The organism is Vibrio azureus (assembly GCF_002849855.1).
Taxonomy (GTDB): domain Bacteria; phylum Pseudomonadota; class Gammaproteobacteria; order Enterobacterales; family Vibrionaceae; genus Vibrio; species Vibrio azureus.
In genome coordinates, this window is record NZ_CP018616.1 from 1,632,434 (window position 1) to 1,657,772 (window position 25,339).

The following is a 25,339-nucleotide window of genomic DNA, read 5'->3' on the forward strand; positions in this document are numbered from 1 at the left end:
GCTTCTCGCACAATATATTTGGATTATATGAATCCATAAAAAATGAAGCTGTCAAAATCAGACGTGTTTTTTTAGTCGATTAACTATTTTCTAAAAAATGACGACCAATAATTACTATATGCTCCTTTCTCGATTCTTTATCCTCTAGCCATCAACCATTACGCTGTTTTTAAATTGAACGATTTCTCATACATTACCGAAGCCCAACAAACCGCGATAAAGCAAAGTCGCTTAATTCAAATCCGCGGTCGAGTCACGCAAGTAACAGGAACCATAATCAAAGCGGTAGTTCCTGGCGTTCGCGTAGGTGAATTATGTGAGTTACGTAATCCCGATCAAACGCTTTCATTGTTAGCTGAAGTCGTCGGTTTTCAACAACATCATGCCCTCTTGACCCCTTTGGGTAATATGTTTGGTATCTCTTCAAATACTGAAGTCAGCCCAATGGGAAAAATGCACGAAGTCGGTGTGGGTGAGCATTTATTGGGACAAATTCTCGATGGCCTTGGGCGCCCTTTTGATGGTTCACAAAGCCAAGAGCCTGAGCAGTGGTATCCTGTCTATCGTGATGCACCGCCACCCATGCAGAGAAAACTTATTACCGAGCCACTCTCGTTAGGCGTTCGTTCTATTGATGGCTTACTGACTTGCGGTGAAGGCCAACGTATGGGGATTTTTGCTGCAGCTGGTGGAGGAAAAAGTACTCTCTTAGCCAAATTAATTCGTTCCGCAGACGTCGACGTCACTGTTCTGGCTTTGATTGGTGAACGAGGTCGAGAAGTTAGAGAGTTTATCGAGCATGATCTCGGTGAAGAAGGTATGGCTCGCTCTGTTCTTGTCGTTGCGACCTCAGATCGACCAGCGATGGAAAGAGCAAAAGCAGCGTTTGTTGCAACCTCCATAGCCGAATATTTTCGTGACCAAGGTAAGCGAGTTTTACTTCTTATGGACTCTGTCACTCGCTTTGCTCGAGCTCAACGTGAAATTGGCCTCGCAGCAGGAGAGCCGCCTACTCGCCGAGGCTACCCGCCTTCAGTTTTTGCTTCTCTGCCCAAATTAATGGAACGTGCGGGTCAGTCAGACAAAGGCTCCATTACGGCTCTATATACCGTTTTGGTAGAAGGTGACGACATGACTGAACCGGTTGCAGATGAAACGCGATCAATTCTAGATGGCCATATTATTCTGTCTCGCAAGCTTGCTGCCACAAACCACTATCCGGCAATTGATGTCTTGCGTTCAGCGAGCCGCGTCATGAACCAAATTGTTGGCGACTCGCACCGCACTGCAGCGGCACATGTAAGAGAGATGCTCGCTAAGTACGAAGAGGTTGAGCTGCTACTCAAAATTGGAGAATACCAACAAGGTGCAGATCAACAAGCCGATATGGCAATTGCCCAAAATGATGCCATTCGTGAATTCTTGCGCCAAGGTACCCATGAGCCAAGTGAACTTAATGAAACCATCACGCTTATGCAAGACTTGAAAAGATAATGATTGAGCAACTTTTGCACATTAAGTCGATACGTGCAGACCGAGCAGATAGTGCGGTTAAGCAGCAAGAGTACCGCGTGAGAAACATGACGAGTTTGCTGAATAAAGCGGAGCAAGCCGTAACGGATTATCAACAATGGAGAGTAGAAGAAGAAGCACGTCGTTTTGCAAAAGCGCAGCAGAAGACTTTATTGCTCAAAGAACTAGAAAATTTGCGACAAGAAATTGCGCTCTTAAGGGAGCGGGAAGCAGAACTTCAACAGCAAGCGGTGGAAGCACAAAAGAACTTAGATAACGAACGAGTCTTGTTAAAGCAAAAGAAACATGAAGCGCTTGCAGCACACAAAACCAAACAGAAGTTTGAAGAGTTAAATCAACAAGAAATTGATGAGCTCGTCCGTCAACAACAATATCAAGAAGAGATCGAGCAAGAAGAGTTTCGACTTCCGGAAACCATGTAGGAGTGGTTATGCGTTTAAAATCAGAGCCTCAGAACAGCATAGAAAACTGCATAGCTGAGCATCATCTACCGCAGAAGAAGCAACGGCAAAACAAGTTGACGGCAAATCACTCTGCTGTAGAAACATTAGAGTTAAAGATGAACAAGGCGATGAGCAAAAACGACGCTAAGAAGAACTCGGATGCACTTGCGACTTCCCCTGCTCTGCCGGAATCTTCTGATAACGTGAATACGCCATTCAATGAGATACTTGAATCGACGACTCAAACTGCCAATTCAGCACTTTCAGCCACCACTTCTGATGCATTAATGCTGCAAAAATTCTCCCACATAAAGCAGACTAAGTCAGCGATAGACACTGACACCACCAGATCTGGGGTTAGTTCAAGTGATACAACTCCTCATACTAGTCCTCTTTATACTGATAATTCAAAGGAAGCAGAGGCACCTTTGAACCGCTCTAGTACAGCACAGGCAAACCTCATGCTTCCTGCACAAAAGCCATTGAAAGATCGAGCTCCATCGAAAAAGCTCAAAGAAGTTGAAAACTCAGACAAGCAAGAGATAAATACAATTAACACCGCTACAGCGTCTAGTCTGCAGCACTCTCATTTTGAATCAATTGCAAAACCCGAGACTACCGAGCCGAACATAAAACCAGAACAAGACAGTAAACACAGTAAGGTGCTTTTGAACCTGAATACAAACCAGGCTATGACTTCAGCAAAAGAAACGAAAGAGCTCAATTCGCGAATCATAGACAAATCATTGAATAAAAAGGAAGAGCCAGAGTCTCTATCGCACCTTGCTTCACCGATGGTCAGAATGACTCAAGGTGACATCATCTTGAAAAACCTGGAAGTCATTGCTCCTACTAAAGACGACCACTCTCTAACACAGTTAGTGAATAAGTTAGTAGAAAAAATCTGGGTCTCTTTACCTTCAGCTAATGAGAAAGAAGTTCGAGTTTTCCTCAATGAGGGGCTACTCAAAGGCGGAGAAATCTCAATCAAACAGAGCGCAGAAGGTTACAGCGTAACCATTCGTCAAGAACAAGCGCTCACTCTTATCAATCAACAATCCCGACAAGATCTGGTTGAACGTCTGCAAAAACTGGTTACTGACGCACCAATTAGAGTGTCAGTCAGTGAACAGATGAACCAACAAAGCGACCAACAACGCTCAAGACAGCAAAGAAATATTTATGACGAATGGAACCCTGAGGAGGATTGATGACTCTTGCTTTACCTAAGATAGATACGTCAACCCTAGCACTGAGCAACTCACTCAGTGAAAAACAGTGTTATTTTAATAGTGATGATGGCGTCAGTTTATCGATTAATTTAGATTCAAAGCCTGCTTTTACAGGATATCGCCTGACTGTTCTTTTAGGAGGACAAGCGATTGATATTGAATTTTCAAGTGCTCAACTGCAACAGTGGCTACACGATATATTGGGTGCGACTGCTTTCGATTCCTTACCAGAGCCTTTGCAGCTCGCTCTACTTAATCAACAAGTTGAAGCGTACAGCAACACCATAAAGATATTATTCGGTCAACTTCCTGTACTGAGCAAGCTAATACAATACAACCAGCCAGCAGCAGAAGAAAATGTGCTAGCTTTAACCTTTAATCGCTCAACAAGTGCTTTATGCCTTTGGGTGCCTCAAGGTCAAGAATACCTAATTTCAGCTTTACCAAAGGCCACGTCTTACCTAACTCAATCGATCACCTTACCTTTCTCGTTAAGCTTGGGTGATACCTGCTTACCACTCGACCAGTTTCAAGCGCTTGAAAAAGGAGACGTAATATTTTTTGACCAATGTTATCTCACTCGTAGTCAGATCATCCTCAAAGTCTCTAATCAAAACCTTTGGCTCTGTGAGTTAGATGAAAACACAATTCATATTTTACAAAAGGATTCCCAAATGAATGATGCCCATAATCCGGAAATGCTTACTGAACATCAACAACTTCCAATTGAAATGAGTTTTGATATTGGCTCTCAAACCATAACCTTAGAGCAACTTAATTCGCTTCAACCGGGTTTTACCTTTGAGCTTAATCAACCCGTCAGCAAACCTGTTACGGTAAGAGCAAATGGCAAAGCTATCGGCCAAGGTGAATTGGTTAATATCAATGAACACCTAGGTGTCAGAATTCTGAATTTATTTGGTGGGGATCAAGAACCAGTATGATTCAGTTACCCGATGAATTAAATCTAATCGCTCTACTTAGCTTATTAACGTTACTGCCAATTATTGCAATGATGGCAACCTCTTTTGTTAAGCTCGCGGTTGTCTTTTCATTGCTCAGAAATGCCCTTGGTGTGCAGCAAATTCCACCCAACATGGCTCTATATGGCCTTGCTGTGATTCTGTCTGTTTTTATCATGGCGCCAGTCGGATTTGAAACATACGATTATTTGAAACAACATGACATTGCATTAGAGGATTCTGCCAGTATAGAAGGGTTAATAGAAGAGGGTTTACAACCCTATCGAGAATTCCTAAAAAAACACATTCGCGAAACAGAAACACTGTTTTTTACTGATGCAGCTCGAACTCTTTGGCCACAAAAGTACGTCGATAGATTAGAATCTGACAGTTTATTGCTCTTATTGCCTGCTTTTACTGTCAGTGAATTAACCCGAGCCTTTGAGATTGGCTTTCTGCTCTACCTTCCATTTATCGCCATCGACTTGATCGTGTCTAATATTCTACTGGCAATGGGAATGATGATGGTGTCGCCAATGACCATTTCACTGCCTTTTAAGCTGTTACTTTTTGTCTTACTCGATGGATGGACAAAGCTTACACATGGCTTAGTAATGAGTTATCAGTGATATAGGTATTTTTATGACTCCCCCTGACATTATACATTTTACCACTCAAGCACTGATCCTCGTGTTATATCTTTCGCTTCCACCTATTTTGGTTGCCGCACTGGTCGGTACTTTGGTATCCATTGTACAAGCTCTGACTCAGGTACAAGAACAAACGTTAGGTTTTGTTGTAAAGCTGATCGCCGTCATCATCACTTTATTTGCAACAACGCAGTGGTTAGGTTCTGAATTATATTCTTTTACCTCGTTAATTATGGATAGAATCCCGCAAATACGATGAGTTTTGACGATATTCAACAAGCATTTCTTCTATATAGCTTGAGCTTACCGCGATTAATAGCCTGTTTTATCTTCTTGCCTCTTCTCAACAAAAAAACCTTGGGTGGAGCGATGATAAGAAACGCTATTTTGTTCTCGCTCGCTTTGTTTGCTTTTCCCTTGATCAACCAAGAAGCAATACCGGACTCAATAGATGGTACTTGGGTTGTTTTGATTTTGGTCAAAGAAATGCTCATTGGTATGCTGATCGGTTTTATTGCAGCCATACCATTTTGGGCGATTGAGGCCACCGGTTTTTTGATTGATAACCAACGAGGGGCAGCAATGGCAAGTATGTTTAACCCACTACTTGGATCACAAACCACCCCTACAGCGGTACTCTTTACTCAAACCCTTATCACTCTGTTTTTTTCTGGTGGTGGGTTTGCTTCCTTTATGTACGCCGTGTTTAAAAGCTATACCTCTTGGCCAATTCTGGCGTTTTTTCCGAGCATTAATAGTGCCTGGGTCGCCTTTTTTTATGGTCTATTCGAGCAACTGTTATACCTTGGCGTGCTAATGTCCGCCCCACTCGTTCTGGCCATGTTTCTTGCAGAGTTTGGTCTGGCGCTTATCAGCCGTTTCGCTCCTCAACTTAATGTTTTCTCTTTATCAATGCCAATAAAAAGTGCGGTATCAAGTGCACTTATTATCGTTTACCTCTCTCTACTGATGCAGTATTTTCAAAAAAGCCTCGTTGATATCACCTTCTTTCAAGAGCAACTGAGTTCAATCTTTACCTTTAAGGAAACGAAGTTATGAGTGGAGAAAAAACGGAACAGCCCACCCCCAAAAAACTCAGAGATGCTAGAAAGAAAGGTCAAGTAGCAAAAAGCCAAGAAGTCATCTCTACCGCTCTGATAATGGGACTCATCTTGGTGCTCTTTGCCTGTGCAGATTACTATGTCACTCATATTTCTGCTCTATTACTACTACCAAGCGAACTTGCTTATCAAAACTTTCAAGATGCTTTAGTGGATGTTGCTATGGCGATGGCAAAGGAAATTGGTTATCTGCTAGCACCTATTCTTATTGTTGCATTTCTAGTGGCGATCATTGCTAATGTCAGTCAATTCGGTTTACTTTTTAGCGCTGAGTCATTGAAGCCAGACATAAAAAAGATCAACCCAGCGGAAGGGGCAAAAAAGATCTTCTCGATGAAAAGCATCGTTGACTTCATCAAATCAATACTCAAAGTTTTTCTGCTGTCGTGTATTATTTGGACAACACTTCAAGGGAATATCAGTACGTTATTAAATATTCCTCACTGTGGCTTAAGTTGTGTACCTTTGGTCTCTGGGCTACTCATCAAACAGCTGATCATCATGTCTTCCGTTGGCTTTGTCATTATTGCTGTTGCAGACTTTGCTTATCAGAAATATGACCACACCAAGAAACTCAAAATGAGTAAAGATGAAGTAAAAAGAGAATATAAAGAGATGGAAGGTAACCCTGAAATCAAAAGTAAACGACGTCAATTACATCAAGAACTTCAAAGTTCTAACCAACGTGAAAACGTCAAACGCTCAAGTGTATTAGTGACCAACCCTACTCATATTGCGGTTGGTTTATATTACAAAAGAGGCGAAACACCATTACCAATGATCACATTAATGGAAACGGATGCTGTTGCCAAACGCATGATTGCAATAGCGCGTGAAGAAGGTATCCCTGTGATGCAAAAGATCCCTCTTGCAAGAGCTTTGTTCGCCGATGGACAAATTGATCAGTACATACCCGGCGAGTTAATTGAAGCGACAGCAGAAATCCTACGCTGGGTGGAATCTTTAGAGCAAGAAACGACTCTTTGAGCATCATCGATGTTTAATAGGTTGTCAGGTTAACGGCTATCTAGATTGATTGATAGCCACCGAAGCTTTTTATGCCCAAGCATCTTGAGGTCACTTGGGTATAAGCTTGAACTAATATCAATTGGTTTTATCGAGTGCAGGCTCAGGTAAAACCGGAGCAGAATTATCCATATAGGTTAAAAACGATGTCCAGATATCATGCGTTCTTTGTTGGGTCAGTTTTGTTTTGCAAGATAATGCCATCACACCGCGAATGGTCCCACCCTGCCATTGTTTATAAACTGCACCACAGTGAGCCAGCATGTAATCCTGCCAAGCGGTTTGAGCCTCTTGGATCGCACTGACCAATTCTGGTTCATTAACGTTAAGATCATAGGTAACCTTTAAATACTGATTAAGCTGCACTTGTGCAAAAGCCAGATCTTGTTCTGCACACTGGTTTATCTCAAGCGTTGTCGATGGTTCCCTACAATCTATTGTGTTTTCCCCTTCATTGGCAAAACTAAGCAATGGAAAAATTAACAACCCAAAGCTGGCTAAATGTATATAACTGACTTTAAATATATACCGAAAAGTATTCATGACTTCCTCTGAAAGCAATTGACCTTGAACAAGGATAGACCTTACCTGAACCAAGGTAAGTTTAATTTTCCGTGATTATGCCCGTGATTTTTGTACTTGCCCCATGATGAACTTGATGATCAGTGGAAATAGGCCAAGTAGAGCTAATGAAATCAAGATAGATGGTGAAATCAACCCAGAAAGCGACGTGATTTCTGATAATTGTGTCCCCGCATTTAAGTAAACCATGGTTCCAGGCAACATGCCTAACTGACTAAATAAATAGAAACGAGCAACGGTTATACTGGTCAAGCCCATCAGGAGATTGATCAGGAAAAAAGGAAAAACCGGAATCAATCGTAACGTTAAAAGATAGAAGGCCCCATCTTTTGCTACTCCCTCATTTATCACATGTAACTTATCATCAAATTTACTTTCAACCCATTCCTTTAAAAGATAACGACTACTCAAAAAAGCAAGGGTGGCACCAATCGAACTGGCAAATGAGACCAAGACGACACTCCACCAAAAACCAAACAAAGCGGCTCCTAGTAAAGTCACTACAGCTGCACCAGGGATAGATAACGCTGTAAGCAAAATATAAAATAAAAAGTAAAAGCCACTATATAATGTAAAGTTTGCTTGAATATCACTTTGCACATCTTGATGAAATTGTTTGACTTGCTCTAGAGTCAAAAGATGGCCAAATTGCAAATATACGGCAATAAACAATATGATAAGTACTCCTAATAACATAGCCTTTTTAGTCATTACTTACTTCCTTTTGTTTATTGCTATCAATACGTTGAGACAGATTATCATAACCCCCGACATATTGACCATCCAACCAAATTTGGGGAACCGTTACAGGCGTTTTCTCTCCAATAATTGCTTTAGCTGATGGTATCATTCGGTACAACGCCGCACTTTCTTTGACTACGTCATAATACGTGTATTCTACTCCCGACGCCTCAAGTAGAGCCTTGGCTTTGACACAATAGGGACAAGTCTCCTTGCCAAAAACAACATTGCCTTTGATCTCTTCTCGTTGCACGACCTGATGAATCACTGATTGAACTAATACACCACGATTGAGCGCTTCCCCTTGGCTAATTACCTTATTTTCCACAACAACAATAGGAGCATGCCAAGCACCAAGCTTAAGGGGTTCCCACCAACAAGAAAGCCAATCTTTCACTTCCAGTTCAATCGGTATACCTGCTAACTCTGTTCTGAAAGTATCCTCTAAGATGTCTTTAGTTAACGTACATTCCCCACAAGGGATGTTAACGTTAAATGGTCCCCAACTGCCTGCCCAACGATACAGAGTAATTTTGATTGGCTTCATCAGTAATCCCCTCTTGAAGTATTGTTTACTTGGTATACCCAAGTGACCTCAAGATGCTTGATTCAGAGCGAGGTCACTGAGTCGAATTCAAGGAAGACAACGAAGCGGAATAGCAGGCTCTTTCTCATTTTTGTAAGAAGAACGGTTGTCTGACGCAAGAAGTCGGCTCAGTGACACGCTCCCAAAGGGCGAGTGACCTTAACTCTCAGACTTTGTTAACGATTCTCAATGTAGAACGACTATATCTTCGAATCGTTGCCGCGCCTGAGAGCTAAGGTCATCTCGCTGAACGCAGCATCTTGAGGTTACTTGGGTATAGACTATCCTTTAATACAACAATATATGTCAATATATATAAATATACTAACTTGCTATTAGTAATAACTTTAACTTTTACCATAATTAAAGCATTAAATAGAATAATGAATAAAATAAGATCTATAGATTTTTCAATGCATTATGTATAAAGTTTTGTGTCATTTAAAAAATAGAAGTTAATATCGAACAAGATAGATTAATCCATAATTTTAGAAATACCATAAAAAATTATTTTTAAGCTCATGATTTTCATCACACAATAAACGGTAAATATCTGATTAAATACAATACCCACAACAAAAAAAAGAACAACAATGCTAAATAAAAAAATACTATTCGCTTTATCTTTTCTAAGTACATCAATAACAGCAAACACAGCAGAAAACATTCAAATTAATACGCTCAAAAATAGTACTCTGACTGTTTGTACCACTGGAGACTATCCACCACTAACATCATACAATATTGACACTAGACAATATGAGGGATTTGCACCTGTAGTCGTCAAGAACTTTGCTAAGCATATGAATTTAAAATTAGAATTTCAAAAAACAACATGGCAACAATTATCCTCAGATTTAATGGCCAAAAAATGTGACATGGCAATTGGCGGTATTACCTATACAGAAGGAAGAAATGACCTCTTCTATCTAACCGAGCCAATTATAAAAAGTCAAAAGGCCGTACTTTTCACAAAAGAAAATGCTCACTTATTTAAAAGGTTTTCAGATATAGATAAGAGAGAAAACGTTATTATTGAAAATAAAGGTGGAACAAACGAAATATATGTCAATAAAATAATTAAAAATGCTGATATAAAAATCATAGAAAGTAATATTGCTGTTTTTGATTGTTTTGAGAAATACCAAGAAAAGCCCTATGCCATGATCACTGACTCTGTAGAGGTTGAATATCGGAGTAATAGCTCTGATTCTGTCTTCAGTAATGAAGGGCTTAATATGGAGTTGAACCACAACCCTGAGCGCTACAAAGTCTACATGGCTAACCAAACAACCAAAGGTAAAGCGATAATATTAGCTATGAATGACTTCATTAGAACCCATAGAAAAGAGGTTGATCATTGGTTCCAAGAGTCATTAAGTGGTACCTATCATGAAGATGAGGCCGTTTGTCCATTTTAGGGTATATACACTAGACAAAATTGGGTTAACGGGCAGTTAACCCAAATCGACATTAGTTAAAAGGCGAAAACTCAATAATTAAGAAGTATTTGAACACTTCGTTCAAGTTTGCTTTTAGGGCTTTCTTCGCTCTCCAGATCCAATGGACGTTTATTGCTTACTGAATCCTTCTCTAAGCGAGATGGCGATATGCCATTATCAATCAGGTACTCATAGACTACGTTTGTGCGTTTATTTGCAATAATCTCATTGATATTATATCCCCCTTGCTTATCTGTTCTACCAATAATCTTTGCTTTCATTTCAGGATCTTGCTTCATGAAGGCAAGTAAATCAGCAAGTACATATCGATCAAATGAGTCAAGAGTGCTCTCTCCGGTATCAAACGATACTAGATATTGACTTCTTGAGAGAGTTGAGTTGTGATCTACAACTTGAACTCCGCTTATCTGCTGATTTGATTTCACCACGATAGAAGAGCCTTTACCAAAATGGTAAGTTAAGCCCCAATACCATTGATTAATATCTACCGAAGTATTCGCATTAGCGAGATCTTGATAATAGTCATAGCCAACATGGGTAGAAATCGAATTCGTTAAAGAATACTCTAAGCCCACTCCTATCAATCCTGATACATTCTGCTTTTCTCTCTGAATATTCATGTAGCTCATGCCTGTTTTTCCATAAATAGAGAGTCCTTCTATAAGTGGGTACTGCCCTCTCATACCAAATGACAGAATGTTTAACCGTCCATTATCAGTAATGTCAGCAATATGATCATAGCTACCAAAGAATCCTATATTTTTTCCTAAGTCTACCCCAGAAGAAACTTTAATCGAAGGCGATGAGTTACGATCCATTAAACCTAAAGAATCCTTAGTACCCATACCAACAGAACCAGCGATCCATATGGAGCTTTGATTATTTTCCGCTGAAAAAACACTGGAAGCAAAAGTAGAACCTAATAGAATAGGTAATAAATAATATGTTCTATTAAATTTTGAAGTTTTCATATCTACCTTTAATTATAAGAAACATCGACAGCTAATGAACTAGTGAAATTACCATACTGTATGGTGTTCAAATCATAATTTCTTAACGTTTTTAGTTGTGCAATCAAACTCGCATCTAATTCAGTCACACCATTACCGAAGTAAAACGTTCTATCATTCGCCCCTGACAAGACATATTGACCGTCTTTTTTCCATTTCAGATCTATGGCAAGACCGTTTAAATTTGTACTCAGTAACGTATTGTCTTTAATACTGTACCCATTTGAAGGAGCAAACTTGAATGTAACAGAGCGAGGTGTGCCCGATAAACATTCAACTGAAATAGGAACTTCAACTTTGTCAGTTTGAGAGCGTATAACCTGCTCTCCGGTATAGTCTCCTAAGGTGACCTTTTCTTCAAAGTGAGTAGAAGAACCATTAATATCACAAGATGGCACAACAACTCGGCCTTTTACTATAACTGTCGTGGTGACTATTTTCGCTAACAAATTAAAAGGCACAATAATTGAAAATAACAATATAATATATTTATTCATCTGATTACCAAGTTAAGAATAAGTGAGTGTAAACTTAAACTTAGTTGAAAATTCACCCATTTCTGCACTAGGGCCTGCATTTACTCTTATTTTCAATTTATTCAGTTCACTTGGATCAATATAGTCTTCATTCTTCATAAGAATATTATTATTTGAATCTAATATCTGTAGTGACACATCATTTAGCTTATTCGTTGTACTATCAGTAATTTCATTAAAGCGCCAGCTTGAACCACCCATTTGGCTATCAGTACAACTTAGTGATATATTCAGTCTTTCAACCTTATCCTCATTAGGAGTAATAGAGCCGATATCCAAGTCATTACTACTTAATGTACAAGTGTTATTTCGGACCTCAACAGTGATATCTTCCCTTTCTTTAAATTTCCATTTAGAACCATCAATAGCTGCTATGCTCGTATAGATAGTGTGCCTTCCCGGAGTGGCACTTGAACTCGCTCTTATTCGAATGGTTCTAATTTGTGCAGACTGCTGATAGGTAACACGGTCAGTACCAGTAAAATGTTTATGAAACAAGAAAACGCCATTGTCAGTAGCTGAATTTTCACTAAATTTACATTGCGCCTTATATTCCTGTCCTTGGGGTTCGGTTACACATTCAGATACTTGTTCATCGCTTACGCTCATAAAAGACTGCTGTCCACGATATCTAACATTGGCACTCGCACTGTTAATCGTAGCTGTCACACCATTTTGGGAATATTTTACAGGTAATGTACAGAACACACCTGACGACATCCATCTGCTGAAACCAAAGCATATTCCAGCATTGGGGCTGGTTGTTGCTGAGCCTTGTAAACTAACACGTACAGAAGCGATATACTCATCACCGGGGCTTAAACCAATCGTTTTAGATAATGCTTGTATTGGATATGAGATATAAATAAACAAGCAAACACCAACTAAGTTATAGGCTTTCATTTATTTTTACCTCATATTTATTAATGGCACCATAATCGTTAATGGCCTCTAGGACTAATTTAGAAAAGTTGGAGGCATTTATCTCATCCAATACCACTTTACTATTAGGTGCTAACATACTCATTTTCTTTTTTGAGCTTTCTCCTAATTTAATCTTCTTATCACCGACTATGGTACCTATGATTGAAAAGTAGTAAGGAGTTGGATTATTTAGTACAAGAGCGCCTTTTTCTCTAGTTAACGTTATTTCTTCTTCTGCATTTTCTCGAGAGTCAATAAGACTTTCTGGCCTGTAAATTAACTTTATTCTTGTATTTACAGCTATAACCAACGCATTTTTTTTATTTTTATTAACTGGCGGTATTTCCTGAACATTTAGCCAGAAAATAGACTCTCTATCTTTAGGCAGTTTATCGGTTATCTTCTTTATCCTAACGACTTGACTCTCTCCACCGTCCACTTTAAGAAACGATGGCATTGGTAGAAAGTATACATCATTATCTTTCTCATCGATATTATCTATCCAGACTTGTCCACCATAGGTATCACTGGCTTTATTTTTAATAACAAAAGTTACAGTTCCATCTTCATTTCCATCGTTAAAGATAACTCGAGTTCCATTGAGTACAAAGGCTGCCATTGATATTGGAGAAAAAACACAGATATAAAAAAGTATCAGTTTTATTAATTTTTTCATTTTAATATACCATCTTATTTACAATATACATCCGAAATTTTATCGGTGTTAGGTTTAATATTTTCAAGTGTGATTTTACAACTCTCGCCACTTTGATTTATGAAGATATTTTTTGAGTTTGAATACAAAGTAGCGTAAAGAATGCCTCCTTTGGCAATAATCCCTACCGGACTATTCTTCTCAGAAATGACTTCAGTTCCGAAAGAAAACACCTGATCTTTGTTATTATAGACTCTTAACAAATAACGATTCACTTTTTGGTAATCATAATTTTTTACAATAATAGCGTTTCCTGAAGGTGTCACTTTGTAAGCCGTTTTTGAAAACTCAACATTGCTCGGAATATTTCCACCTTCTAATCTTATATCATTATCTCTGTAGCTGACTAATGGGACGATTGTATTACCAGATTCATTCGTCGGAGATGACCCTCTGAGTGTAATTCCTTCTATATCCTGAACCCGAACGAGAGCAATAGTTTTGCTTTGTACATTTGAGAATGCATACCCGATATCTTTCACTGCAGCAATAGAGCCTGACAGCGATGAAGCGACTGTTGTACTTTGATTATTTTTTGATATAAGTAACCCAGCTCTCGCTGCATCAAAGCTATGAGATGAGCTTATTGTCAAAGTGCTCCGCTCTTTACTCCAAGTAGAGTCTAAACTGTATGATGTCTGGTCTTCTGTGGATATGGACATACCATTATTAAATAAAGTACTTCCATCATCAGCATAACTAACGCTACTATTTAAGTATTCATGTTCACTTATAAAATTTATTGGGATACTCAAACTAAATGTTGTGCTGTATTCTTTTTCACCCAAAGTTGAGTTTTCATAAGAGGCGTTTAATCCGAACATCACCCCTTGCTCTGTAGTTTTACTTAACGATAAATTAGTTCCCGTTTGATTCTTTCTTTTATCACGGTAATCTTGTCGCCAAGCTGATAAAGCTAGATGGGCTGAACCTAAGCGTTGAGCGATTTTTACTTCATAGCGGCTACGTTTTGGGCTTTCACTATGGATTCGGGCGGGTTTAAAATCTGCAAAGTCAACGTACCCAGCACTACTATAATGGTACGACAACAATTGTAGGTTTGTCGTTTTCCCTAAGTCTTTCGCATATTTTATTTTCGTACTAAAACCACTCTGTGTCGCATTTCCATTGGGTTGGAACGCAGCAAAGTCATATCGACTCCATGACAAATTAATACTGGTAGACATTGCTCCAAAATCACCAAGAGGAAAAGCAAGACTTGAGCCGACACTATGATATTTAGGATGGAATAATGAAGCAAAGCCTACAGTGCCAAACTCTAATCCATAGTCTACTGATGCTAGTGCAAACTTCTGATCATCTAGCTCATAATGCTCCCGAGTGCCTACTGAAAGATTGTAATTATAATTATCAGGCCTTAACAGTTCAGGTAAACTTGCAACAGGATATGAACGACGAGTAATCACCCCATTTGCATCTTCAATGATAACTGTAATATCGCCATTTGCTGCGGGTGCTATATCATTTAAAGAATATGGCCCTGCTGGTAAAGTCTGAGCAAATAGTACACGCTGGTTTTGCTTTACCGTCACAAGTGAAACTGAATTCAACACTCCATTTATTTGAGGTGCGTAACCACTGAAACGATGAGGACGCATTCTTGAGTTCGAGTTCAATGACACGCCATAAAAAGAAAATCCTTCGATAAGTGAACCATTAAAATAATCTTTTCCAACTGTAAGATCGCTTTGTAAATCTTCTAGAGCTCTTGTTAGTTTTATATCAGGAGATCGAACTTTTTCATCATTGAGTGCATATGCACTAGCAGACAGTACCCACTTATCATAATTAATATTTAAGTCAAAGTCAGAGAAGTATTGTGTACTGTCTTCAGATGATTTTAAACCAAAGTTTTTACTCGCATTGACTTGATAAGATAAGTTAAAACCCGAAACACCATAATCCCACTTATTACCTTTTACTGAACTCAAAAAAACAACCTGTGGAAGGGTAATTCGTAATGCCTGTTGCGCATAATCAAAAGTGGCTCCCCCTCCAGTTATTTGAGTAAAGTCATAACATTGTCTTTCTGCATTAAGAGCAGTTTTCAACTTATCTAGGTCAATTTTTCGATATAGCTTTTCTACAAAATCATCAGGCAAGCATAAGTTTGAAGAATCTTCCTTCATGATAGTTAATGTTTTTCTTCCAACATTTTCACCATTTATAAATGTATCTAAAAAATACTCACCCGGAATGTTATTGGTTATATTTTTAAAAATATTAGGAATCTTTGTTTGCTTCCCCTGCAAGAAAGAAAGATCCAATTCAGTCTGAGCATGGGCTTTTATACAAAAGATAAATAGCATTGCTATTGTTATTTTAAGCCGAAACATTGGTCGAACTACTCCACAAGTGTATATGATTATAGTGAGCCAATGTCATATGTCAGCTCACTATAACTACGCCTATAATTATTGATATACAACTATAAAACTTGCTGCAGCCCTAACGCTTCCGGCAGATACCCCAGTTCCACTACTTATAAGCTGTGCTTTGAATGGATATGTGGCAGCAAAGCTCTGAGAGTAGATGACGTTATTTCTTAAAGGACCAAATGCGACCGAGTCTTTATCCATTAATTTTACGACCACATCATTAGCTGTTCCGGTATTCATTAGCCCACCTTGATCCCACCCGTTTATAGGTGTCCAGCTTATTTCGATTGAACCTTGTGGTGTGCATTCCTGTTGATTATCATTAAAAGCACGAAGGTTAAATAACTTCTCTGTAGTCCTACCATCTAAAACTTCATCTTTCGTATAATCACCTAACGTAATCGTATTACTATATATATTGTCTTGCTCTCCAACTATGTTACAAGTCTGACTTGTTACAGAACCTATAAACCTAATAGTACCCGTGTTACCAGCTATTGCAGCATTTGAAAGGCCAAATCCAGAAAGAGCCACTATAAACAACATCTTGTTAAATTTATTCACAATAAAACCTCACTTAATAAACATGGGGGCATTTTATTGCACAAAAAAAACATAACAACACTTAAAATAACATTATTTCATAAAAATAAATAACCCATTTTAAACAACCACTTACCATCAAAAAAGCCAATAAATTCATAATAAATTCATAAACCTTAATTATTACTGGTACATTTAATCTATTTTCGTAATACCTTATCTAATCTTTTGAGAACCAATATACCCAAGTGACTTCAAGATGCTTGATTCAGAGCGAGGTCACTGAGTCGAATTCAAGGAAGACAACGAAGCGGAATAATATTCTATTTCCAAGTTGTCTGACGCAAGAAGTCGGCTCAGTGACACGCTCCCAAAGGGCGAGTGCCCTTAACTCTCAGACTTTGTTAACGATTCTCAATGTAGAGCCACTATACTTCGAATCGTTTCCGCGCCTGAGAGCTAAGGTCATCTCGCTGAACACAGTATCTTGAGGTTACTTGGGTATATATGATAATCACCGCTTCCATCTTGGATAATGAAGAATCACTCTTTATTTTTTATACCCAAGTCGCTTTGTCTATTTAAAATTTACCTGATATATTTAAACTCAGCCAAAAACCATAACAATGCAACAAGAGCAATATATGAAAATTACAAAAATGAAATCGCTTATTGACGCTTTAAATAATGGAGAAAAGTTCAAATATCTCTTTTTTTGGGGGCATCAAGAAAAAAGCAACCAAGTAACGAAGAGCAGCTTGAGTCAATGGTACATTTCAGGGTTTCAAGAAAATGGTAATACGTTTCCTACAGCTGAACATTATATGATGTATTACAAAGCCAAGTTATTTGATGATGCAAAAGCCGCTGAAAAAGTCCTTTTATCTCCCACAGCCAAGGAAGCCAAGCAAATTGGCCGAGAAGTGATAGGTTTTAATCAAAAACAATGGAATGAGAAACGATTTGAGATTGTCGTAAATGCTAACTTTGCTAAGTTCTCTCAAAACAAAGCTCTAAAAGACTTTTTACTCAATACTGGCGACCAAATCATAGTTGAAGCCAGCCCCGTTGATAAGATTTGGGGAGTGGGCATGAGCCAGGATAATCCTGCTATTTCAGATCCATACAGCTGGAAAGGGCTTAACCTATTAGGGTTTGCACTTATGGAGGTGAGAGATAGGCTACTAAGCCAAGAACAATAAGCTTTGAACTTGTTAAGTTTAGTTCTCTGAATTTATTTTAAACCTTTCATTTTTTGGTGGTCGACTGCTCCAGATGCAAGAGCACCACCAAAGTTCATGACGGCTCCGACTAAAGCTTCTGCTCTTTGTGTCGTTGTTTGTGCGTTTTTCACTTCTGTAGCCCAACCCAAACTGGAACTCAAAAATGCATATGAATTCGAAACTTCACCAAGTGTCACCTTTTGTGTAAGCTCTCGATATTGCTCTGACTTCCACTCAGGTAAACCATGATGGTTATGCGAAATTAGACAGTTATTAACGTGGCGTACAGAGTCGGCAAATGGTGGCAGCCCTTCATTATCATGACTTTGCTGGTCAAGAGAATCACGTAAAAGCGCACGCTCTTTTTGTACCGATTCAGGGATAACATTCGATGGCATAATGGCCGATGTCAGTGCTTTAAACATATTCACTCCGCTTGCTATATGCATAAGTAACCTCAAGATGAAGTGTTCACTGAAAAACTTTCAAGCCACCATCTTGAGGTCACTTGGTTTAGAAAAATGGATTTTAACAACGCCCAACATCTTGATGTGATAACCAAATGGCTCTCCATTATCTTCTTTAAACCAGCAAGTACACGTGAATAATTCTGAAATCTCTTACCAAATTTTGAAATTAAATCGTTACGCCCTAATAACTTCGGGGAGGCTTGGATGCCCCCCTGGAATTGAGACTCTAGATATCGAATGGTAAGCCAAAGAAGCGTATGGATTTAATTGATTCTGGAGGCAGTTCAAAATAGAACGTCGCTTTACGTCCTGCTTTACTTGGCACTGTAATTTGCTGCGGGTTACTTTTACCAGACCAGAGATTGGTTCCATATCCCTCTTTATCCACCACAAGAACATTCTCTGACTCGATTAGGTTTATGATACGAATAGGCTCATGATGCGCACTCTTAAAGCCTACCTCAATGGAAGCACCACGTTCCCCTACCTTTTTAACACTCAATACTTTAACTTCTAAATATTTGTTCAAATCTTCAGTATTGTTAATGATCAGGGCACCGTCTTTACTGAGGCCGGTTTTTCTTCCTTCATCAACACCTTCATCGACACCTTCGACAAGATCTTTACTAAACTTAACAAATCCAGAAATAACACCTTTTGTCGTTTCTGTAACATCACTACCGCTCAGCTCACTCGCATATGACTGAGTTGACATAACCATTAGAATAATCGATGCAATTTTTTTCAAGGTAATTTCTCTTATATCATTACTATATGAGTTTCGCATAAGCTTTAGCTATTATACAAATCTCACGTTTTTTGAAAGATGGCTTTTTATTATAATTAGATTTCAATAATCTTTTTTACTAAAGATGATATCGTATTAACTGTATAGACTGTCATTATGGTGACTTGTAGCATTTATTGACTCATCAATTCAGATAATTCCTCACAACGCTGATTATCGTATGTCAACGAGGGATTAGTTTTTAATTACCACCCCTAATTTTAAAAAATGCTTAGCATCGAATGATTGGTAAGTCAGACCAGCATGTCGTATATTGAGGTGTCAAAAACTGGCGCCTCATCTGCCACTTTTGTTCACACCCTTGTGCTCCAAGAAATAACGTATTTTGACCATAGCGCTTATTTAACCCATCGAATAACGTCATCAAAGGTGCATTGTTAGGCTGGGGGTTGAACAAATCCGGCTGCTCTTGTCGGCCGTCGACCAAATCCAGTAGTCCAACCCCGACTTTATAAAAACGAACCCCCTGTTTGAATAGCTCCTTAGCTAGTTGAGAGACCACCTTAGTAATGTTAGTAACATCTGCCGTTGGATAAGCAAAGCGGTATATTGCTCGCTGACTATAGGGAATATCATCAAATGGAGAACTCGAAGCAAAAGCAACCATGACTCGGCACAGGGAGCCCTGCTGCCTGGCCTTACGAGAAGCAATTGCCGCATGTTGACAAAGAGCTTGACTTAATAATGATTGCTCTTCAATACGATGACCAAAGCTTCGTGTCGAAAAAATTTGCTTTTTATCCGTGCGGGCTTCATCCCACCGTTTACATGGCTGACCATTTAGCTCTAGTATCGTTCGTTCCAGCTCAACATTAAATGTCTTGCGCGCTATTTTAGCTGGATAATCAGCCAACTGCAGCGCCGTGGTAATACCTAGATGCTTTAAGTGTGTCGTTAGGCGTCTACCCACACCCCATACTGCATTAACCGATAACTGAGAGAGTACCTGTTTGCGCTCGGATTCTCTATCTAATACACAGACACCTTGATATCCCTGTATTTTCTTCGCGGCATGATTCGCCACTTTAGCCAACGTAAGGGTTGGCCCCATTCCCACACAAACAGGTAAGCGACATTCCCGCCATACCGCTTGGCGTAAAGCAACACCATGAGAACGTAAACAAGGTATCGCTCGCTCAGTTTGTGTAAAAGACAAAAAAGATTCATCAATTGAATAGATATATTGCTCCGGAGCAAAACGGCCAATCACCTGCATCATCTTTGTTGATAAATCCGCATACAGTTCGTAGTTGGAAGAAAGTACGATGACTCCGCGCTGCTCGCAAAGAGCTTTCATTTGAAAGTAAGGCTTAAACTTTTCTACTCCCATTGCTTTAGCCTGTTGATTAGCCGCAACCACACAACCATCATTATTGGAAAGGACCACTATTGCCTTTCCTCGCCAATTTGGCTGAAAAACTTGCTCAGCACTACAATAAAAGGCATTAGCATCGACTAGTGCAAACATGGCTTATCGCTCCAGCTGAGAACTGGCTCGATGACAACGAATAGAACGTATCACTAAACCTTCAACCGTAAACACGTCACACTCTTCTATAAGTACAGGTGAATAAGCCGAATTAGCCGATAATAAACGTCGCTGTGGTATATCAAGTATCTTACACACAAACTCGCCATTAAGGTTCGCAACAATGACATCCATATTCTTGAGTTGCATATGCCTATCAACAATGAGGATATCACCATCAAAGATCCCGACACCTTGCATCGAGTCACCACTGGCACGACCCAAAAAAGTGGCACTTGGGTTTTCAATTAGAAGATCATCTAGATCGAGTGCTAGCTGTCGGTATTCTGCTGCAGGAGATTCAAAGCCAGTAATACCTGCACTGGCTGAAATTGGTATGACATTCATAACATTTAACTGTTTATTTATACAGTGTCATTTTGGTCCATCATGCCTTTCTTTGCAATGCATAATTTTAGATTATTAGAATATTCAAACTTAAATAACCAACCAGACTCATATAAATTTCTGATAAAAAATTCCTAATACACAACTTGCATTTAGTGAACTTGACCAAGTAAAATCTTACTGAATCAAGCAGTTTGAGCTCATTTGACCATGTTAATATACCCAAGTGACCTCGCTCTGAACTCAGCATCTTGAGGTTGCCTAGGTATAATAGAATTAACAATCAAAGCAGCACCATCTCGTTGAAAGAGCCTAAACTTAATATGTTTCTTATTTTTTGGTGAACTTCACTCTAGCTAAATTGTGCGAGGTCTTTATGGTTCCATTCCCTTTACAGCTCGATAAAATTAAAGCTGTTGTATTTGATCTAGATAACACATTAGTAAGTTCTGATATAAATTTTAATGAGTTACGTCAACAGCTTGGTTGTCCAAAAACGACTGATCTCTTGGATTTTGTCGATGCGATTGACCACCCCGCTCATCGAGAAAACGCACACAGTATGATTTTTGATTATGAGATTTCTGACGCCCAGCAATCCTCTCCAATGATGGGATGTCATGAGCTTTTAGCCTACTTACAACAAAGTAAAATCAAAACGGCTATCGTAACGCGTAACTGCCAAATCGCGACGAGGCGCAAACTTGAAAACAATCACATCTCTGTAGAACGGGTGATTACACGTGAATGTTTTCCCCCTAAACCCGATCCACTTTCTCTTCAGATTCTTGCAAAAGAGTGGCGTGTCTTGCCTCATGAAGTCCTGTATGTAGGAGATTACCTTTACGACTTACAAGCAGCGTATAATGCTCAAATGCCCTCTTGCTTAGTTCATCATGGTAATGTGGAGAGTTTTAATGATGCCGCCTCATTGGCGCTTAATGAATTGAGTGATTTATTGGCTTATTTTCAATCTTTACCAAATGTCATTAAATAAAAAGCGGAAGTAACCCTACTTCCGCTTTTAGTTTTCATCCTAGAGGACAATGTTTATTACAGCTTTTTAGAGAACAAACCTGTAATAACAATGATTCCAATACCGATTAGCATGATTTCCCCTTTACCGCTATCAAAGCCTGATTTAATGCCCATGAAAGCAACAATCGCGATAGCAACAGGGATGACATACTTGACTAAGTTATACCACAGACCAAATAGAGGGAATGAAACTTTGCCGTCGTTAGTGATTTCTTTTTCTAAATCTGCACGGTTTAAACGCCATCCAGCAAAGATACACACTAACATACCACCTACTGCAAGGAAGATTTTATCCGTTAGTAAGTCAAAGATATCAAACGCCCCAGTTCCAAACAGTGTTGGACCAATCCCACCAAGAGATAGTGAAGCAATAACACAAAGTGACGCCATCACAATACTTGAGCTTAACACTGCGGTGGAACGCTTAAAGCCTTTTTCATCAATCAAATATGAAACCACAACTTCAAGTAAAGAAACGGAAGACGTCAAAGCGGCGACTGTCAAGCCGATAAAGAACATCAATGCTAATAGGAAACCGATCAAACCACCCATTTCTGCAAAAAGTTGCGGCACGACAACAAATACGAGACCAGGGCCTGCAGCGGGTTCCATGCCAAAAGCAAACATCGCAGGGAACATAGCAATACCAGCGAGAATCGCAACGCCTGTATCCATTGCGGTCACCATGCCTGTTGTCTGTACAAGGTTCTCTTTCTTTCTCAAGTACGAACCATACGTCATCATGCAGCCCATACCTAAACTAAGAGAAAAGAAAGCCTGCCCCAACGCGGCCAATACGACGTTGCTGTCGACTTTAGAAAAGTCAGGCATGAACAAGAACTCAAGCCCAGCCATAGCACCAGGAAGCATTAAGCCTTTTACCGAAACAATAATCAGAATTAGGAAAAGCAGTGGCATTAGTACTTTACCCGCTTTTTCAATCCCTCCAGAGATGCCCTTGATAACGATTAGCACGTTCAAAAATAAATATAGAGCCATCCACATCAAAGGTTGTACGGGATCAGAAATGAAGCCACCAAAGCTGTCACCAATCGCATCAGGCGTATTCAATAAACCGCCACCGATTTTAAAGATATAAGCTAAAGCCCAGCCCCCAACAACGGGATAAAAACCCATGATGAGTAGGCCACTTAAAACACCAATCACTCCCGTAAAAGTCCAACGGCGATCCGTCGATTTAAAAGCTCCAACGGCTGATAAACCTGTTTTTCGGCCAATAGCAAACTCTGTAAGCATTACACTAAAGCCAATAAAAATAACAAATAAAAGGTAGATTGCGACAAATGCACCGCCGCCACTTTCACCTGCTGTATATGGGAACTTCCATATATTGCCCAAACCTACAGCGGACCCCGCTGCTGCCATTACAAAGCCTAGTTTAGACCCCCACGTATCACGTGGTGCTGCTGTATTCGTTGTAGCCACGCTTTTTCTCCATAAATGTGTGTACTGCATGTTGTGTTTACATAGGATAAAGCGCCAAAAATATGTTAAGTGTAAAATAAAAATTACACCTTATAAGAAGTTTGCTAGCGCCCTATGTATGGTCAGTAAAGCAGTTTCAATTTAGAATTGGAAGCCCGATGAGTGTATTTAATGTCTATTTACACTATAACGCACCTCAATAGCCGAACTCTTAACCACAAGTTAATTGTTGAACAAAATTTTCACATAACCACAACATAACATGCAAGGTTTATCTTGACCATTTTATATGCAAGTGGTCGTATTTTTCTTAGTTTGGCTTCATACATTGCGAGTAATATCGAGCTTCATGAAATAACAGATCTATACCCAAGTGACCCCACTCTGCATTAAGCACCTAGAGGTTCCTTGGGTATATACCTCGACTGTGTCACATGACACGTTCTCAAACATCTTGAAGTCACTTAGGTATAATCTACAATGTGCTTGGTCACTCTGAAGGAACTCACTAGTTATTAACCATTATGGATAAGTTTTATCACTTTCTTACTCTAACTGGCGTTGGTTTTTACTGGCTACTTGTCGCTGGTGTCACCATTCGCGTTGTTTTGAAACGACGGGCTGTAAGCGTCTCACTCGCTTGGCTCATGGTCATCTACATTGTGCCTGTACTTGGTGTTGTCTGTTATTTCCTGTTTGGTGAGTTAAATCTTGGACGTAAACGTGCTGAACGCGCTAAAGACATGTTTTCCCCTTTCCAGCAATGGTTTACTCAGCTCAATGACTGTAATGCTCATGTTCCTGAAGCAATGGGCCGTCATATCTATCGTATTGATGAATTGTGTAATAATCGGCTTGGCTTACCAGCCTTAAGCGGTAATAGTCTTTCCTTACAACAATCACCACAAGAAATCCTACATTCGATTATTAAAGACATTGAGAATGCCCAACATTCGATTCGAATGGTTTTTTACATTTGGTATCCTGGTGGTTTGGCGGACTCGGTTGCTTCTGCTTTAATTCAAGCCTCTAAACGAGGAGTTAAGGTCAAATTATTACTAGACTCTGCAGGAAGCCCAACTTTTTTCCGGAGTCATTGGCATAAAATGATGTTGGCTGCTGGTATTGAAGTTGTTCAAGCATTAGAAGTGAATATGTGGCGGATATTTCTGCGTCGTTTGGATCTGCGTCAACATCGAAAAATTATCGTCATTGATGATGACATTGCCTACACTGGCTCGATGAACTTAGTCGACCCTGCATTTTTCAAGCAAAATAGTGGTGTTGGACAATGGATCGACATTATGGTGCGTTTAACTGGCCCAACAGTTAATGTCCTCAGTGCCATTCACTGTTGGGACTGGGAAGTTGAAACCGGTGAACGTGCACTTCCTCAACACCCTAAATGCCTTCAGAAAAACGATTATTTACATCCAATCCAAGTCGTCCCATCGGGTCCTGGTATGCCTGAGCATTTAATTTATCAAGTTTTAACTCTCGCGATCAATCAAGCGAATCGCTCTGTCAGGATCACTACCCCCTACTTTGTTCCTAGTGCTGACCTGCTTGGCACACTGCAAATGACAGCACAACGAGGAATCGATGTTGAGCTTATTATCCCACATAAAAATGACTCAATGATGGTTCAATGGGCTTCACGATCTTTCTACAGTGACCTTCTTTCGGCAGGAGTTAAAATCTTCGAATTCTATGGGGGTTTATTGCATACAAAATCTGTTGTTATTGATGAAGAATTTTGCCTAGTCGGCACCGTCAATATGGATATGCGTAGTTTATGGCTTAATTTTGAAGTAACCCTCGCCGTCGATGATGTTGATTTTACAAAGCAAATGTCCTCTTTACAAAGCTCTTACATTAAACAATCGCATCTTGTTGATAAAGATAAATGGCAGCAGCGAAGTCTTTTCTCTCGGTTTCTCGAACGTGTGTTTTATTTATTTAACCCACTTCTTTAATCCTTGGATTTCTGAATAGTACGTATAGCAAACTGA

The 25,339-nt window shown here is 39.5% G+C and carries 26 protein-coding genes; 12 read left to right on the forward strand and 14 right to left on the reverse strand.

Translation table 11 applies throughout. The features are described from left to right. Positions 1–174 precede the first annotated feature (174 nt). From sctN to sctU, 8 genes are read left to right on the forward strand one after another with little or no spacing between them, the layout of a single operon-like run. Positions 175–1,494, forward strand: a complete 1,320-nt coding sequence (sctN, locus tag BS333_RS07400; RefSeq protein ID WP_021711596.1) for a type III secretion system ATPase SctN — start codon at positions 175–177, stop codon at positions 1,492–1,494. After that, positions 1,494–1,955 (forward strand): type III secretion system stalk subunit SctO, encoded by a 462-nt coding sequence (gene sctO, locus BS333_RS07405; protein ID WP_021711597.1) that lies wholly within the window; start codon positions 1,494–1,496, stop codon positions 1,953–1,955. Before sctN ends, sctO begins: the two co-directional genes overlap by 1 nt. 8 nt (positions 1,956–1,963) lie before the next feature. Then, on the forward strand, positions 1,964–3,187 hold the full coding sequence (locus BS333_RS07410; RefSeq protein WP_021711598.1) for a type III secretion system needle length determinant: 1,224 nt from the start codon (positions 1,964–1,966) through the stop codon (positions 3,185–3,187). Then, positions 3,187–4,152, forward strand: coding sequence for a type III secretion system cytoplasmic ring protein SctQ (gene sctQ, locus BS333_RS07415; protein ID WP_021711599.1), 966 nt, complete (start codon positions 3,187–3,189; stop codon positions 4,150–4,152). The genes BS333_RS07410 and sctQ overlap by 1 nt, the downstream gene beginning before the upstream one ends. After that, positions 4,149–4,799 (forward strand): type III secretion system export apparatus subunit SctR, encoded by a 651-nt coding sequence (gene sctR / locus BS333_RS07420; protein ID WP_021711600.1) that lies wholly within the window; start codon positions 4,149–4,151, stop codon positions 4,797–4,799. Before sctQ ends, sctR begins: the two co-directional genes overlap by 4 nt. Before the next feature lie 13 nt (positions 4,800–4,812). Continuing rightward, positions 4,813–5,079 carry a type III secretion system export apparatus subunit SctS gene (sctS, locus tag BS333_RS07425; RefSeq protein ID WP_021711601.1) on the forward strand — a complete coding sequence of 89 codons (267 nt, stop codon included), beginning with the start codon at positions 4,813–4,815 and terminating at the stop codon, positions 5,077–5,079. Beyond that, on the forward strand, positions 5,076–5,879 hold the full coding sequence (gene sctT / locus BS333_RS07430; protein WP_021711602.1) for a type III secretion system export apparatus subunit SctT: 804 nt from the start codon (positions 5,076–5,078) through the stop codon (positions 5,877–5,879). The genes sctS and sctT overlap by 4 nt, the downstream gene beginning before the upstream one ends. Further along, positions 5,876–6,928, forward strand: a complete 1,053-nt coding sequence (sctU, locus tag BS333_RS07435; RefSeq protein WP_021711603.1) for a type III secretion system export apparatus subunit SctU — start codon at positions 5,876–5,878, stop codon at positions 6,926–6,928. Before sctT ends, sctU begins: the two co-directional genes overlap by 4 nt. A gap of 117 nt (positions 6,929–7,045) precedes the next feature. Here the strand turns inward: sctU and BS333_RS07440 are convergent, their stop codons facing one another. The 3 genes from BS333_RS07440 to BS333_RS07450 form a co-directional block, all read right to left on the reverse strand. Continuing rightward, positions 7,046–7,510, reverse strand: coding sequence for a lysozyme inhibitor LprI family protein (locus BS333_RS07440; protein ID WP_021711604.1), 465 nt, complete (start codon positions 7,508–7,510; stop codon positions 7,046–7,048). A gap of 75 nt (positions 7,511–7,585) precedes the next feature. Beyond that, positions 7,586–8,260, reverse strand: coding sequence for a TVP38/TMEM64 family protein (locus tag BS333_RS07445; RefSeq protein ID WP_021711605.1), 675 nt, complete (start codon positions 8,258–8,260; stop codon positions 7,586–7,588). Beyond that, positions 8,253–8,837 (reverse strand): glutaredoxin domain-containing protein, encoded by a 585-nt coding sequence (locus BS333_RS07450; protein ID WP_021711606.1) that lies wholly within the window; start codon positions 8,835–8,837, stop codon positions 8,253–8,255. Before BS333_RS07450 ends, BS333_RS07445 begins: the two co-directional genes overlap by 8 nt. A gap of 632 nt (positions 8,838–9,469) precedes the next feature. On the opposite strand from BS333_RS07450, the gene BS333_RS07455 reads away from it, so the two are divergent. After that, positions 9,470–10,297, forward strand: a complete 828-nt coding sequence (locus BS333_RS07455; protein WP_021711851.1) for a transporter substrate-binding domain-containing protein — start codon at positions 9,470–9,472, stop codon at positions 10,295–10,297. A gap of 71 nt (positions 10,298–10,368) precedes the next feature. Here BS333_RS07455 and BS333_RS07460 read toward each other — a convergent pair whose 3' ends face one another. From BS333_RS07460 to BS333_RS07485, 6 genes are all read right to left on the reverse strand, one after another. After that, on the reverse strand, positions 10,369–11,310 hold the full coding sequence (locus BS333_RS07460; protein WP_021711852.1) for an OmpA family protein: 942 nt from the start codon (positions 11,308–11,310) through the stop codon (positions 10,369–10,371). Positions 11,311–11,318: 8 nt separating this feature from the next. Further along, positions 11,319–11,846, reverse strand: coding sequence for a fimbrial protein (locus BS333_RS07465; protein ID WP_021711853.1), 528 nt, complete (start codon positions 11,844–11,846; stop codon positions 11,319–11,321). Between the two features lie 12 nt (positions 11,847–11,858). After that, complete coding sequence (locus tag BS333_RS07470) at positions 11,859–12,788, reverse strand: hypothetical protein (protein WP_021711854.1); 930 nt, start codon at positions 12,786–12,788, stop codon at positions 11,859–11,861. After that, a complete protein-coding gene (locus tag BS333_RS07475; RefSeq protein WP_021711855.1) occupies positions 12,775–13,485 on the reverse strand; it encodes a fimbrial chaperone in 711 nt (236 codons plus the stop codon). Before BS333_RS07475 ends, BS333_RS07470 begins: the two co-directional genes overlap by 14 nt. Before the next feature lie 14 nt (positions 13,486–13,499). After that, positions 13,500–15,881: a fimbria/pilus outer membrane usher protein gene (locus tag BS333_RS07480; RefSeq protein ID WP_021711856.1), complete on the reverse strand. Its 2,382-nt coding sequence runs from the start codon at positions 15,879–15,881 to the stop codon at positions 13,500–13,502. A 78-nt stretch (positions 15,882–15,959) separates the two neighbouring features. Beyond that, a complete protein-coding gene (locus BS333_RS07485; protein WP_021711857.1) occupies positions 15,960–16,487 on the reverse strand; it encodes a fimbrial protein in 528 nt (175 codons plus the stop codon). Positions 16,488–17,110: 623 nt separating this feature from the next. On the opposite strand from BS333_RS07485, the gene BS333_RS07495 reads away from it, so the two are divergent. Next, on the forward strand, positions 17,111–17,668 hold the full coding sequence (locus BS333_RS07495; RefSeq protein WP_021711817.1) for an NADAR family protein: 558 nt from the start codon (positions 17,111–17,113) through the stop codon (positions 17,666–17,668). Between the two features lie 32 nt (positions 17,669–17,700). Here the strand turns inward: BS333_RS07495 and BS333_RS07500 are convergent, their stop codons facing one another. The 4 genes from BS333_RS07500 to BS333_RS07515 form a co-directional block, all read right to left on the reverse strand. Next, complete coding sequence (locus BS333_RS07500; protein WP_021711818.1) at positions 17,701–18,114, reverse strand: hypothetical protein; 414 nt, start codon at positions 18,112–18,114, stop codon at positions 17,701–17,703. A gap of 271 nt (positions 18,115–18,385) precedes the next feature. Beyond that, a complete protein-coding gene (locus BS333_RS07505) occupies positions 18,386–18,907 on the reverse strand; it encodes a hypothetical protein (protein WP_033004544.1) in 522 nt (173 codons plus the stop codon). A gap of 271 nt (positions 18,908–19,178) precedes the next feature. Next, a complete protein-coding gene (locus BS333_RS07510; RefSeq protein WP_021711820.1) occupies positions 19,179–20,435 on the reverse strand; it encodes a Y-family DNA polymerase in 1,257 nt (418 codons plus the stop codon). Between the two features lie 3 nt (positions 20,436–20,438). Continuing rightward, positions 20,439–20,843: a LexA family protein gene (locus tag BS333_RS07515; RefSeq protein ID WP_021711821.1), complete on the reverse strand. Its 405-nt coding sequence runs from the start codon at positions 20,841–20,843 to the stop codon at positions 20,439–20,441. Between the two features lie 376 nt (positions 20,844–21,219). On the opposite strand from BS333_RS07515, the gene BS333_RS07520 reads away from it, so the two are divergent. Continuing rightward, complete coding sequence (locus BS333_RS07520) at positions 21,220–21,840, forward strand: HAD family hydrolase (protein ID WP_021711822.1); 621 nt, start codon at positions 21,220–21,222, stop codon at positions 21,838–21,840. Positions 21,841–21,896: 56 nt separating this feature from the next. Here the strand turns inward: BS333_RS07520 and BS333_RS07525 are convergent, their stop codons facing one another. Continuing rightward, positions 21,897–23,327, reverse strand: coding sequence for a sodium-dependent transporter (locus tag BS333_RS07525; protein ID WP_021711823.1), 1,431 nt, complete (start codon positions 23,325–23,327; stop codon positions 21,897–21,899). Between the two features lie 524 nt (positions 23,328–23,851). Between BS333_RS07525 and cls the strand changes: the two genes are divergently transcribed. Next, positions 23,852–25,303, forward strand: a complete 1,452-nt coding sequence (cls, locus tag BS333_RS07530; protein ID WP_021711824.1) for a cardiolipin synthase — start codon at positions 23,852–23,854, stop codon at positions 25,301–25,303. The last annotated feature ends 36 nt before the right edge of the window (positions 25,304–25,339 follow it).

Bases quoted from the DNA above. Each gene is read 5' to 3' on its own strand.
- BS333_RS07465 (WP_021711853.1), bottom strand. From the start codon at position 11,846: ATGAATAAATATATTATATTGTTATTTTCAATTATTGTGCCTTTTAAT.
- sctQ (WP_021711599.1), top strand. From the start codon at position 3,187: ATGACTCTTGCTTTACCTAAGATAGATACGTCAACCCTAGCACTGAGC.
- BS333_RS07410 (WP_021711598.1), top strand. From the start codon at position 1,964: ATGCGTTTAAAATCAGAGCCTCAGAACAGCATAGAAAACTGCATAGCT.
- BS333_RS07455 (WP_021711851.1), top strand. From the start codon at position 9,470: ATGCTAAATAAAAAAATACTATTCGCTTTATCTTTTCTAAGTACATCA.
- BS333_RS07470 (WP_021711854.1), bottom strand. From the start codon at position 12,788: ATGAAAGCCTATAACTTAGTTGGTGTTTGCTTGTTTATTTATATCTCA.
- BS333_RS07495 (WP_021711817.1), top strand. From the start codon at position 17,111: ATGAAAATTACAAAAATGAAATCGCTTATTGACGCTTTAAATAATGGA.
- sctS (WP_021711601.1), top strand. From the start codon at position 4,813: ATGACTCCCCCTGACATTATACATTTTACCACTCAAGCACTGATCCTC.
- BS333_RS07475 (WP_021711855.1), bottom strand. From the start codon at position 13,485: ATGAAAAAATTAATAAAACTGATACTTTTTTATATCTGTGTTTTTTCT.
- BS333_RS07515 (WP_021711821.1), bottom strand. From the start codon at position 20,843: ATGAATGTCATACCAATTTCAGCCAGTGCAGGTATTACTGGCTTTGAA.
- BS333_RS07440 (WP_021711604.1), bottom strand. From the start codon at position 7,510: ATGAATACTTTTCGGTATATATTTAAAGTCAGTTATATACATTTAGCC.
- BS333_RS07520 (WP_021711822.1), top strand. From the start codon at position 21,220: ATGGTTCCATTCCCTTTACAGCTCGATAAAATTAAAGCTGTTGTATTT.
- cls (WP_021711824.1), top strand. From the start codon at position 23,852: ATGGATAAGTTTTATCACTTTCTTACTCTAACTGGCGTTGGTTTTTAC.
- sctT (WP_021711602.1), top strand. From the start codon at position 5,076: ATGAGTTTTGACGATATTCAACAAGCATTTCTTCTATATAGCTTGAGC.
- BS333_RS07500 (WP_021711818.1), bottom strand. From the start codon at position 18,114: ATGTTTAAAGCACTGACATCGGCCATTATGCCATCGAATGTTATCCCT.
- BS333_RS07450 (WP_021711606.1), bottom strand. From the start codon at position 8,837: ATGAAGCCAATCAAAATTACTCTGTATCGTTGGGCAGGCAGTTGGGGA.
- BS333_RS07510 (WP_021711820.1), bottom strand. From the start codon at position 20,435: ATGTTTGCACTAGTCGATGCTAATGCCTTTTATTGTAGTGCTGAGCAA.
- sctR (WP_021711600.1), top strand. From the start codon at position 4,149: ATGATTCAGTTACCCGATGAATTAAATCTAATCGCTCTACTTAGCTTA.
- BS333_RS07480 (WP_021711856.1), bottom strand. From the start codon at position 15,881: ATGTTTCGGCTTAAAATAACAATAGCAATGCTATTTATCTTTTGTATA.
- sctO (WP_021711597.1), top strand. From the start codon at position 1,494: ATGATTGAGCAACTTTTGCACATTAAGTCGATACGTGCAGACCGAGCA.
- BS333_RS07460 (WP_021711852.1), bottom strand. From the start codon at position 11,310: ATGAAAACTTCAAAATTTAATAGAACATATTATTTATTACCTATTCTA.
- BS333_RS07445 (WP_021711605.1), bottom strand. From the start codon at position 8,260: ATGACTAAAAAGGCTATGTTATTAGGAGTACTTATCATATTGTTTATT.
- sctU (WP_021711603.1), top strand. From the start codon at position 5,876: ATGAGTGGAGAAAAAACGGAACAGCCCACCCCCAAAAAACTCAGAGAT.